This window comes from Vibrio genomosp. F10 str. ZF-129 (assembly GCF_000287055.2).
In the GTDB taxonomy this organism is placed as follows: domain Bacteria; phylum Pseudomonadota; class Gammaproteobacteria; order Enterobacterales; family Vibrionaceae; genus Vibrio.
Window position 1 is genome coordinate 1 of record NZ_AJYQ02000115.1, and the last position, 12,190, is coordinate 12,190.

A 12,190-nucleotide genomic window follows, 5' to 3' on the forward strand; every position below is an offset into this window, starting at 1 on the left:
GTTCTTGTTCTTGTTCTTGTTCTTGTTCTTTAGCATTGTTCTCAGCAATATCCGTTTCCACAACGTCTGGTGCCGGTAGATCATCAGCAATAAGATTGTCCTGCTCATCCTCTATCGCTTGCTCTTCTATTGGCTGTTCTTCAGTCTGCTGTTCTTCTCTCGACGAATCTTCCATCGCGTCGACTTGAGCATCACGTTCACTATCACTTTCTAACCCTTGCTGTTCAATCTCTAATAGTTCATCAAACAGTTCTGTACCATCGGATTCAAGATCATCGCTCGACGCCAGCAATTCATCTAATGTTTCAGTTTCATCTAGAGTCGGGGTCGAGTCAGCCGAGTCAATCAACTCGTCCAATAGATCGATACTGTCGTCTTCGATTTCTATCGGGTCGCTATCGAGTTCATCACTTCCATTAATTACTTCATCAAGGGTCTGTGTCGACTCGTCACGTATATCAAGCTCGCTCTCATCATCGGATTCAGACAACAGCTCATCGAGCAGATCCGTGCTGTCAGAACTGATATCAATATCCTCTGAATCTTCTGCTGTACTTGCAGCATCCGACTCAGACAACAGGTCATCCAATAAGTCGGTACTGTCAGAACTAACGTCAATCTCTTGATCTTCTTCTAAAAGTTCATCGAGCAAAGCAGTTTCATCAATAGATTGCTGCTCTAACGATTCGAGATCGGCTTGAGACTCAATCTGCGCAAACAGATCATCGATTTCACTATCACTGGCAAGCGGTGCATCGCTTAAATCAAACTCATCCTCTGTCTCTACTGACGCCAATATATCGTCGATATCATCATTAGATGGATCTTCCACATCGAGATTGAAATCATCCGCGGACTCTTCCAATAGCGAATCGATATCAAATGTATCATCACTGTCAGCGTCATCGGCGGCTTCACTGAGTAGCTCATCGAGTAACGATTGATCTAATTCATCGTCAGCGAGGTCTTCGGTCTCTTGATCGCCAGATAATAGAGCCTCGATATCATCCTGAGACATTTCGCCGTCATCAGACAGGTCAAAAGCATCGTCATCATTGGATTCATCGGTTGAGGCTTCATCCAGCGCTCGCTCCATCTCCTCGAGCCCAAGAGCTTTATCATCAGCATTGACACTGATGCCGTTTGAGCTTGTATCTATATCCTCAATATCAGCATCGAGATCGCCATTATCAGCGATGTCTGCAAACGGATCGGATCCATCTTCATCTTCTAGGCTGAAATCTAAATCATCGTCATCTAAGCCCGCGAATATATCGTCTTCAGCGTTCGAATCGTCTAAATCAATGTCATCAGAAAACTCTGGCTCTATCTCATCATTATCACTAAACAGGTCATCATCAAGCAGGAGATCATCGTCGATGCTCTCATCCAAGTTTGAAGGTGGGACAACAGGCGCTTGAGATACTGGAGACTCTTGAGTGACAGCAGACTCTTCCTGTTCATTTTTCTTCGAACGACGACCAATCAACAAAATAACAATCAACCCAATGATAAGCCCAGGTATGATCGCCATCGCTGCAACAAACAGGTTATTCGCTAATAATTGATCCAAAAGCGATGGTTTTAGCTTTTGCTGCTCTGCCAGTCTGTCACGCTCTTCTTGAAGTAGTTTTTCTACTTCTGAGCGAATTCTATTTTCATCACCAAGTTCATCTTTTAGGCCATCCACTTCTAATTGAACTTCAGACAGCATTAAGCGTAATTTGTGATTTTTTTCTTCTAGAGCCATCAATTCGCTTTCAGAAAGGTCCAACTCATTTTTCAGCATTTCAACTTGTGTGTCTTTTATCGCTGGTGCTGGTGAAACGGGCGTTGTTGGGTCGACGACCTTTGTCTGATTGTCGGTGCTGTTAGTCTTAACATCAATCGGGGCTTTTGTTTCTTTTTCTGGAGTGGGGTTAGCAGCCGCTACCTCTACCGATGTTGGTGTAAGCTTACCGGTGAGCTTGGCCTGGTGTGCGGCCATCACATTCACCGCTTCTTGCGTAGAAACGTTTTGCACTTGGGCTAATGATGGAATGCGTAAATTGCTCCCCGGAATCAAACTGTGAATATTTTGGTCTTCAAATGCACGGGGGTTTAATTGATAAATAGCCAACAACGTTTGTTGAACTGACAAATTAGGGGAAGGCTTAACTTGAGATGCTATTCTCCATAGCGTGTCTGTGCCAGTGGTAGGCCCATAAAATTGAGCAGGTTCACTGCTGCGTGAACGTGTGATTTGTTCCGAAAACTGGGGAGAGGGTTGTACCTCACCGTTTGGACCTTTCAGGCGAATGCTTTCTGCACTAACGATAGAAGTCTGAGTCACGGCAACTATTGCTAACGGCAATAATAGTCGTTTTAAAATTTGACGCATATAAAGGCTCAGTTTTGTGCTTATGAGAAAAAAGTTATGATCTGTTAAATATATCGGATAAACCGAGTAAAACTATAGGATGAGAGGCAAAAAATGTGTGGCGGATGGAATATTAGCAGGAATCTCACAGATTTCTGGTCGAATTAGACCCAATCAATGAAAAAGCCTCACACAGTGGTGAGGCTCTAATATTCACAGCAAGGTGAGACTAAAGGTAATCTCTGATTAAGAGTTCAGCGATTTGAACCGCATTTGTCGCTGCGCCTTTACGCACATTATCTGCAACTACCCACATGTTGATTCCGCTGTGGTGGCTAATATCGTTACGGATACGCCCTACCATGACGTGATCTTTACCATTTGCATCGACAACCTGAGTTGGGAACTCATTGCCTTGGAATACTTCGATGCCATCGGTACTTTCTAGCAATTCAATAGCTTGCTCAGCACCAATCGGTGAGCGTGTTTCTATGTGCAAAGATTCTGCGTGGCCATAAAAAACCGGAACTCGAACACAGGTTGGATTGATGGTGATAGAGGAATCATTGAAGATTTTCTGCGTTTCCCATACCATTTTCATCTCTTCGCGAGTGTAGCCATTCTCTGTAAACTCATCAATTTGAGGAATACAGTTAAATGCGATTTGTTTAGAGAATGCCGACGTATCTGCTGGCTGACCATTGAGCAGTTTTGCTGTTTGCCCCGCCAGTTCATCAATACCTGCTTTACCCGCGCCAGAGACTGACTGATAAGTTGAAACGTTAATGCGCTCAAGACCCACTTCATCATGAATAGGCTTTAATGCCACCACCATTTGAATGGTTGAACAGTTTGGGTTAGCTATGATATTACGGTTACGAAATTCAGCAATCGCCTCTGGGTTGACTTCTGGAACAACAAGTGGGATGTCGTATTCGTATCGAAACTTAGAGGTATTGTCGATAACAATCACACCTTCGTCTGCCGCAATTGGCGCCCACTTCTCAGACAAGTCTCCACCTGCCGAGAAAAGAGCAAGATGCACTTGAGACCAATCGAAATCTTCGACGTTTTGTACTCTTACTGTTTTACCATTAAAGCGATATGTTTTACCTTCGCTGCGCTCACTGGCAAGCAAGTACAGCTCTCCAACCGGAAACTCACGCTCTTTCAATACTTCGATGATCGTTTCACCGACTGCACCTGTTGCGCCTAATATCGCAACATTAAATTGTTGGCTCATTACTTACCTCAACGTTAAAACCTAGATCAGCCAGTGGTTGTAGATTGCAATCTTCACCACCAACTAACGTGACCGCACTGTATTCACGGCGGTCCCAATACTGCTTTCGCATTAAATCAAACGAACCCGGTTGCGCAATTTCACGACGAAAAACTGCGTCATCTCTGCGTACATCATATATCAACTGGGTAATATTATTCAGTGTTGCTTCATCCCATTCGCGTTCTAACTTTAATTGAGAAATTGGCGCATCGGGTAATAAATCGGGAGCATCGGCTTCTAATGTGTTGCCTAAAAACTGACAGTACGAATTAAATATCATTGTCGTGCCGCGGGCTTTTCCTTCTAAACCGTAACCAGCCACATGCGGGGTGGCGAATGCTAACAGAGGAAGCAGATCCATATCAACTTTCGGTTCAAATTCGAATACATCAAGCGCGGCAACGAAGCCATCTTGACGCTGTAAACGCTGTTTTAACGCTTGATTATCAACAATCGGCCCTCGTGCAGCATTAATCAGAATTTGATCCGCTCTAAGACGTTGAAGTATAGCGTCGTTAATCAAGTGGTGCGTAGGATGTTCGCCATCTGTCGTGATTGGCGTATGGAGAGAGATGATATCCGCAGTATCGAGCAAGTCGTTTAATGGGGTGAATGCTCGAGAGTCCCCTTGTTCTTGTTTAGGAGGGTCGTTAATCAGCACTTGGATACCGATGCCTTCCAAACACCGCGCTAAATAACTGCCTACTTGCCCGGCGCCAATAATCCCAACCGTTTTATCAAAGATTGAAAAGCCATGTTGCTGAGCCAATACCATCATCACACTGACAACGTATTCCGCAACGCCTACCTTGTTACAACCAGGGGCTGCGGTAAATTGAATACCTTTCGATTCCAATAGCGGTTGATCAACGTGGTCCATCCCAGCAGTTGCGGTGCCCACAAACTTAAGCTTATTGGCCTTGGCAATCAGGCCTTCATTGACCTTTGTTACCGAGCGAATCATTAACGCATCAATATCAACCAGATCCTCTGCGGTTAACGTTCTGCCGGGCTTGAGTATCACCTCACCCAACTGGCTAAACAGCTGTTGTGCGTAAGGCATATTTTCATCAATGAGAATTTTCATAGTGGTAACCGTAATGAACTAAAAAACAAAGAAAATGATTCAAGTGATTGTGCTTAAAACTAAAGCTTGTGTAAACCAATGCTTCTGTCGAGCAGAAATAAAAATGCCCGACTCCAAAAGGAATCGGGCGAAACATCCAGAACAAAAGGAATTTGTCCCGCTCTCCGTGGGACAAAATTTGCGTCTGTTCAACCGTCTTATCAACTAAGGCGGTCAGCTCTGGAAACTGGTGCGCTCACTTGAGCGTCATTCAGTTATTAGTTTTCGTGGATTGAGCCTAACCTTGGTATTTTTTTATCACCAATGTTGCGTTCGTACCACCAAAACCAAAGCTGTTAGACATCACCGTAGTGAGCGCCTGTTCACGTGTTTCAGTCACGATATCAAGGCCTTCAGCGGCTTCGTCTAGGTTTGAAACGTTAATGCTAGGAGCGATGAATCCGTGCTCTAACATTAGCGTTGAGTAAATCGCTTCATGGACACCAGCGGCACCAAGTGCGTGACCTGTCATCGCTTTTGTTGCTGATATTGCAGGGCTGTTTCCGCCAAAGACTTCTTGAATAGCGCCAAGCTCTTTCACGTCACCAACTGGTGTCGAAGTGCCGTGAGTGTTCACATAATCAACACCATCGACATCTTGCATGGCCATCTTCATACAACGCACTGCGCCTTCACCTGAAGGAGCAACCATGTCGTAGCCGTCAGACGTCGCGCCGTAACCCACGATTTCACCGTAAATTTTCGCGCCACGAGCTAAAGCATGCTCTAACTCTTCGACCACGAGCATACCGCCACCGCCAGAAATTACAAAACCGTCACGGTCTGCATCGTAAGTGCGAGAAGCTTGCTCTGGTGTGTCATTGTACTTAGAAGAAAGTGCACCCATTGCATCAAACATCATGGTCAGAGACCAATCTAGCTCTTCACCACCACCAGCAAAAACGACATCTTGTTTGCCAAGTTGGATAAGCTCCATAGCGTGACCGATACAGTGCGCTGATGTTGCACAAGCGGAACTCATTGAGTAGTTAACACCGCGGATTTTAAACGGCGTTGCTAAACACGCAGAAACCGTTGAAGCCATGGTACGCGGAACCATGTAAGGTCCAACACGTTTAACGCCCTTGTTACGAAGAATATCGACCGCGTTGACCTGGTTCAATGACGATGCGCCACCTGAGCCTGCTACAATACCAGTACGCTCGTTTGAAACCTGGTCTTCAGTCAAACCAGAATCCGCAACGGCTTGTTCCATAGAAAGGTATGCAAACGCTGCCGCATCACCCATAAATCGCATTTTTTTGCGATCAATATGGTCTGCAGGCGTCATTTTAAGGTTACCCCAAACTTGAGAACGTAAGCCATTTTCTTTGAACTGTTCTGAAGCTGTGATACCTGATTTACCTGCTTTTAAAGACGCTAAAACTTCTTCGACGTTGTTACCGATACTTGAAACAATACCCATACCGGTGATTACGACTCGTTTCATGTGACATTCCTATAATTCAAAATTCTGCTAGATAATAACTAAGAAGGCCAACAAAAGTGGTCAGCTTTCCTATAAATTCGTACAATCTCTTTCTATATATGGCCCAACACTGCGAATTTCAATCTTTATGACTTCAATAACTCACGCTCAGATCGCATGGAATGAGACGGGAACACCTGTTTCTGACCAGTTCGATGATGTTTATTTTTCCAACGCAAATGGCCTTGAAGAGTCTCGGTATGTCTTTCTTGATCAAAACAACCTTGACGTTCGCTGGAAAAACCTTAATCAGCGACGCTTTGTTATTGCAGAAACCGGATTCGGCACTGGCTTGAACTTTCTAGCGGCTTGGCACCGATTTGATGCCTTTCGACAACAGCACCCCGAGTCCGCAGTAAAAGAATTGCATTTTGTGAGTTTTGAAAAATACCCGATCACGATCGCTGATCTTATCAAAGCTCACCAAGCATGGCCTGAGTTGGCTCAATATGCAGAGAAGTTACAGCAATACTACCCTATTGCCGTCCCAGAATGTCATCGTATTGTTTTAGACGATGGTGCGGTCACACTCGACTTGTGGTTTGGCGATATCAAAGAGTGTATGCCACTCGTACCCACTCCGAAACTAGGGCTAGTGGATGCATGGTTCCTAGATGGTTTCGCCCCAAGCAAAAACCCAGAAATGTGGAATCAAGATCTGTTCAATGGCATGGCCGTGCTGGCCAAACAAGATTGTACCTGCGCCACATTCACAGCAGCCGGCTTCGTTCGTAGAGGGCTGATTGAAGCGGGGTTTGAAATGAAGAAAGTGAAAGGTTTTGGCACTAAGCGAGAAATGATTGCGGGCCATTTACCAATTAAGGTTCCAGCCAGCAACATTAAGCCATGGTTTGCTTTATCAGAGCCTAGCCACCACGAGGATATTGCAATAATTGGGGGAGGCATAGCCAGTGCCGCCTTGGCCAAAACACTCGCAAGACGGAATAAAACGCTGACCCTATATAATGAACATAAAGCCGCGGCAGGCAATGCATCTGGCAACAATCAGGGGGCGATTTATCCACTTCTGAGCGAAGCAAAATCCAATGTATCTCGTGTCTTTGGGCCAGGCTTGTTGTTTGCCCGTCAATTTATTAATCAGTCAAGCAAAAACATAGCCTTTGACCATGACTGGTGTGGTGTCAATATCCTTATGTGGAACGATGCATCACGTAAAAAACTCGAACGCGTGCTCGCAGGTCACTTTCATACCGACTTGATCACCAGACAAGACGCTCAGCAAACTAACCAAACCGTAGGCCTAGACACCGATATGGAAAGCGTTCACTTTCCACTTGGAGGCTGGGTAAGCCCATTACAATTAACCCAAGGTTTGCTAAACCAGCTTGAAGAAGAACGCGCCTTGACGGTGTATTATGAGCACCATGTAGATTCAATCTCTTGGGTGGAATCGGATCAAAAATGGGCACTGACCATAACGACGCCTACTGGTGTTGTGACCACTCACCACCACCAAGTGGTCGTCGCCAATGGGCATAAGTTCAGTGCATTAGAACCGACTAAGGCCATTCCCTTGACCCCAGTCAAAGGTCAGGTCAGCCATGTGCCAACAACAGAGAATTTGAGTAAACTAAAAACGGTCTTATGCTTCGATGGGTATTTGACACCACAAAATCCAAAGAACGGGCACCACTGCATTGGGGCTAACTACGATAAGAGCAATATCAATCAAGATTTTGATGGTGAAGTACAAGTGCACAATGGTCAACGGTTAGCCACATGCCTGCCAAAACAAGAATGGGCCAACGAGGTTGATACCAGTAGCAATCAATCTCGACAAGGCATACGCAGTGTTAGCCGCGACCATCTTCCGTTTGTGGGAAATGTAGGCCACTTTGACGCCATTACTGAACAGTATCAAAACCTCCATAATTTCAATCCTAAAAGAGACTCCCTTAACAGTGTTCAACCTGTCACAAGCTACCCAAATCTCTATTGCTTTGTTGGTTTAGGCTCTCGCGGGTTAAGCTCCGCTCCATTACTGGCGGAAGTACTGGCATCACAAATCTGTGGCGATCCTTTACCACTGCCTGTTGATGTTCTTGAAGCGATTCATCCAAGCCGAATGTGGGTAAGGCGTTTAAGGAAAGGAAAAGCACTGACGGCTGGCTGGGTAGCTGATAAGAAGACTTAATCCCAAAAGCAAAAAGCCCGAATCGCTTAGTACGTTTCGGGCTTTACTCTTGAATCGTTATTTGGAAGGATCAAGTCAATTAGCTAAGCTTACTGACCGCATCTTTCAGTTGAGCGACGATATCATCGTTGGTTATCGCACCTGTCCCAACGTCAAAATTTTCGTAAAAGTTCGGTACAGAAACTGATGCTACGACATTGCCACCAAAATACGGCGCAGAGCCAGTAGCCGCTGCTAATACACTTTTTGCACCACCTGGGCCCGGTGAAGTAGCAAGGTATACAGCGGGTTTATCAGCAAAGACATCACGCTTGATACGAGTCGCCCAATCAAACAAGTTTTTGTATGCCGCAGGGTAATGACCATTGTGCTCAGCAAATGAGATAACAAAGGCATTAGCTCGAGATAAATCGTGAATAAAGCGCAGAGCGCCTTCCGCTTTACCTATCTCTTTTTCTACATCTTCACTGAACATAGGAACCGAGTAATCATTGAGATCAAGCACTTCTACTTCAACGTTTTCTACTAAGTTAGCCGTATACGTCGCGAGCGTTTTGTTGATGGACGTAGAGCTGGTACTTGCACCGAAGGCGATAATTTTCATGACGTTGTTCCTTATTCGTAAACATCTGCTACAGAGAATAACCGAATTGTCCTTTCAAACAACCGCAATGTGCTTAACAAGTTATTCAGAAACATTGAACAAGGGCTCGCTGCATATTGTCTACAACTGATGCTCTCTAAAACTGCTGCGCTCTACAACTGATCCGTTAGCTCAATCCATAAATCATTCACAATCACTCGATCAGCGGGTGTGAGCTCAGTTTTTGCTTCTTCAAGGCTTTGAACTATTCGAGTTTTCAACTCCGTTATATCGTCAATGTTATCTTCTTCACATGAAGCGGCTGACAATGAAATGTGGCCTCGTAAATACCCACCTGCGAACAGCTCGTCGTCAGAAGCAGATTCAATACGTGCATCAATCAACTCTATTAGCTTTTCTTCAAATTCTATAATCATTGTTATCTCTTATTTAACGATAAATTGGTCAGCACATAACGGCTCAACTTGATAATACTGACGAAGGGCTTCAGAGAGCATCATGACTCGTTCAGGTAGCCCTTGCTTCAAAATGCCCATCACTTCTTTATGAACCGTATTCATAAAGGCTAAGCGATCGGGTTCAAAATCGCCGTGTAGATTGTCACAGCTGACGGTAAAAGGAAAGCCTGCACTTTTCGCTATGATCCACTCGTAAGCCTGCGGACGCACTTCGACTTTTTCAAATTCCGCCTGCACCTGTCTTGTCCGCCCATCCGGTTCGTACCAGTAGCCAAAATCTTCCAATAACCGACGCTTTGGTCCTGCTACGCACCAGTGTGCTATTTCATGCAGCGCTGAGGCGTAAAAACCGCGCGCAAACACAATACGATGATGTGGTGTTTGCTCGTCTGCTGGCAGATAGATCGGCTCATCGCCACCAAGTTCTAGTTTGGTATTGTAGGCGTCAAAAAAAGTATCATTAAAGAGGGCAATTAAGTCTTGATACGTGTGTTTTGGATGGGTCATGGCACTTTAATAAAGATAGCGGTTAACGCACGTATTTTGCTTTGTTTTATGCGTAAGGTAAAGCGCTACTTAGAATGTAAAAAGCATTACTATAGCTAATCTGAAGCCCGCCTTTGAGGTACAATTTTTCATTCGTCACCAATCACATTTGGCTCTAAACTCTCGCTTCATTTTTATCTGACAACCCCCGCATTCAGGGTGTTCTATTTAACGAGAGATAATGCAATGCTACTCAGTGTTTTGTACATTATTGGCATCACGGCTGAAGCCATGACAGGTGCACTCAGCGCCGGAAAACAAAAAATGGACTGGTTTGGGGTGATGTTAGTTGCCAGCGCCACGGCCATTGGTGGCGGTACAGTCAGAGATATTTTACTCGGTCACTACCCACTCGGTTGGGTCGAGAACCCTGAGTTTTTAGCCATTACATGCATTGCCGGAGTGATTACCACGGGGTTAGCAAAATGGGTCATAAAACTGAAAGGGCTATTTATACGTTTGGATGCTCTGGGGTTAGTCGTGTTTAGCATCATTGGCACTAAAGTCGCCATGAGCATGGGTCTTCATCCCGGAATTTGTATGGTGTCTGCATTGGTGACTGGCGTGTTTGGGGGCTTGCTGCGTGATTTAATTTGCCGACAAACTCCGCTAGTGCTGCATGAAGAACTTTACGCCTCGGTGGCGCTATTGGCTTCGGGCGTTTATCTCACATTACTGGAGTTCGGAGTGAGTGATATTACCGCCACCATCATTACTATCGTCATCGGTTATTGCGTAAGAATGGCAGCCGTTCACTTCAAGTGGCGCTTGCCTTCATTTCATTTAGAAGGTGAAGGCTCTTTGCACTAATTTCTCTGTTGGCTTTAATGTCTCTGTTGGCTTAAATCGCCATGATTATAAAAACGCAAAAAAAAAGGGTTAGCCTATGCCAACCCTTGATTTACTTCATTTACTCTGTATTAGATCTTCGGCGTTTCAGTCGTTACACCAAAGTTTTGACCACGATGACGAAGAAGGTGATCGAGCAATACAATCGCTAACATCGCTTCGGCAATCGGCACGGCGCGAATACCAACACAAGGATCGTGTCGACCTTTAGTGATCAGCTGAGTGGCTTCGCCGTCTTTGGTTATGGTGTCACCAGGAACGGTAATACTAGACGTTGGCTTAAGTGCAATACTTGCCACAATGTCTTGTCCTGTAGAGATCCCACCTAAAATACCACCCGCGTGATTACTGCTGAAACCTTCCGGAGTTAATGGATCACGGTGTTCGCTGCCTTTCTGGCTGACGACATCAAAGCCATCACCAATTTCCACCCCTTTCACGGCGTTAATACTCATGAGTGCGTGAGCAATGTCTGCGTCTAATCGATCAAAAATTGGCTCACCAAGTCCCACCGGCACTTTAGTCGCGACAACTTGGATCTTCGCCCCGATTGAGTTTCCTTCTTTTAGAAGATCACGAATCATTTGATCAAACTCTGGTACCTTATCGGCATCTGGGCAAAAGAACGCGTTGTTTTCGATTTCATTCCAGTCGACTTTATCGATTGAAATATCACCCATTTGCGAGAGATACGCTTGAATTTCAACACCAAACTCTTGCTTCAAGTATTTCTTAGCAACTGCTCCTGCTGCGACGCGCATAGCCGTTTCACGAGCCGAAGAGCGGCCTCCACCACGATAATCACGTACTCCATATTTTTGGTGGTAAGTGTAATCAGCGTGACCTGGACGGAACTTATCTTTAATTTCTGAATAGTCTTTTGAGCGTTGGTCGGTATTTTCAATTAAAAGACCAATAGAAGTGCCTGTCGTTTGGCCTTCAAATACACCCGATAAAATTTTCACTTCATCGGCTTCACGACGTGCAGTGGTATAACGAGAAGTACCCGGACGACGACGGTCTAAATCCTTTTGTAGATCTTCTTCAGTAATTTCTAGTCCTGGTGGGCATCCATCTATAATACATCCTAGTGCGATACCGTGACTTTCTCCGAATGTCGTCACGCGGAAATGTTGTCCGATACTGTTTCCTGCCATTGCGTCCTCAACCTCATACTGCCCTGTATAGTGGGCTTTACACTTCAATTCTTAGTTATTTCATAGTGGCTTTATTACGGTTTGATGTAAACCCCTAAAACTAAGCTAATTGACTATTTTGTACCAACAATAATACCAATCACAGTAAGTCAGTGATCAGAA

General features: G+C 45.0%; 10 protein-coding genes. 2 read left to right on the plus strand and 8 right to left on the minus strand.

Annotated features, from left to right (window positions below; genetic code table 11):
* The 4 genes from A1QO_RS14665 to fabB all read right to left on the minus strand — a co-directional run.
* Positions 1-2,380: FimV/HubP family polar landmark protein (locus tag A1QO_RS14665; RefSeq protein WP_017041074.1), on the minus strand; the 2,380-nt coding region annotated here is incomplete at its 3' end.
* A 208-nt stretch (positions 2,381-2,588) separates the two neighbouring features.
* Positions 2,589-3,602, minus strand: coding sequence for an aspartate-semialdehyde dehydrogenase (locus A1QO_RS14670; RefSeq protein ID WP_017036030.1), 1,014 nt, complete (start codon positions 3,600-3,602; stop codon positions 2,589-2,591).
* Positions 3,586-4,731 carry a 4-phosphoerythronate dehydrogenase gene (locus A1QO_RS14675; RefSeq protein WP_017036029.1) on the minus strand — a complete coding sequence of 382 codons (1,146 nt, stop codon included), beginning with the start codon at positions 4,729-4,731 and terminating at the stop codon, positions 3,586-3,588. Before A1QO_RS14675 ends, A1QO_RS14670 begins: the two co-directional genes overlap by 17 nt.
* 277 nt (positions 4,732-5,008) lie before the next feature.
* Positions 5,009-6,220: a beta-ketoacyl-ACP synthase I gene (gene fabB / locus A1QO_RS14680; RefSeq protein ID WP_017036027.1), complete on the minus strand. Its 1,212-nt coding sequence runs from the start codon at positions 6,218-6,220 to the stop codon at positions 5,009-5,011.
* A gap of 127 nt (positions 6,221-6,347) precedes the next feature.
* Between fabB and mnmC the strand changes: the two genes are divergently transcribed.
* Positions 6,348-8,414 (plus strand): bifunctional tRNA (5-methylaminomethyl-2-thiouridine)(34)-methyltransferase MnmD/FAD-dependent 5-carboxymethylaminomethyl-2-thiouridine(34) oxidoreductase MnmC, encoded by a 2,067-nt coding sequence (gene mnmC, locus A1QO_RS14685; protein ID WP_017039272.1) that lies wholly within the window; start codon positions 6,348-6,350, stop codon positions 8,412-8,414.
* Positions 8,415-8,493: 79 nt separating this feature from the next.
* Here the strand turns inward: mnmC and A1QO_RS14690 are convergent, their stop codons facing one another.
* The 3 genes from A1QO_RS14690 to A1QO_RS14700 form a co-directional block, all read right to left on the minus strand.
* Positions 8,494-9,018, minus strand: a complete 525-nt coding sequence (locus A1QO_RS14690; protein ID WP_017039271.1) for an NADPH-dependent FMN reductase — start codon at positions 9,016-9,018, stop codon at positions 8,494-8,496.
* 152 nt (positions 9,019-9,170) lie between these two features.
* Positions 9,171-9,434, minus strand: coding sequence for a YfcL family protein (locus A1QO_RS14695; RefSeq protein ID WP_017036024.1), 264 nt, complete (start codon positions 9,432-9,434; stop codon positions 9,171-9,173).
* Positions 9,435-9,443: 9 nt separating this feature from the next.
* Positions 9,444-9,983, minus strand: coding sequence for an elongation factor P hydroxylase (locus tag A1QO_RS14700; RefSeq protein ID WP_017036023.1), 540 nt, complete (start codon positions 9,981-9,983; stop codon positions 9,444-9,446).
* 225 nt (positions 9,984-10,208) lie between these two features.
* Between A1QO_RS14700 and A1QO_RS14705 the strand changes: the two genes are divergently transcribed.
* Positions 10,209-10,832 carry a trimeric intracellular cation channel family protein gene (locus A1QO_RS14705; protein ID WP_017036022.1) on the plus strand — a complete coding sequence of 208 codons (624 nt, stop codon included), beginning with the start codon at positions 10,209-10,211 and terminating at the stop codon, positions 10,830-10,832.
* A gap of 110 nt (positions 10,833-10,942) precedes the next feature.
* Here A1QO_RS14705 and aroC read toward each other — a convergent pair whose 3' ends face one another.
* Positions 10,943-12,028: a chorismate synthase gene (gene aroC / locus A1QO_RS14710; RefSeq protein ID WP_017036021.1), complete on the minus strand. Its 1,086-nt coding sequence runs from the start codon at positions 12,026-12,028 to the stop codon at positions 10,943-10,945.
* Positions 12,029-12,190: the final 162 nt, after the last annotated feature.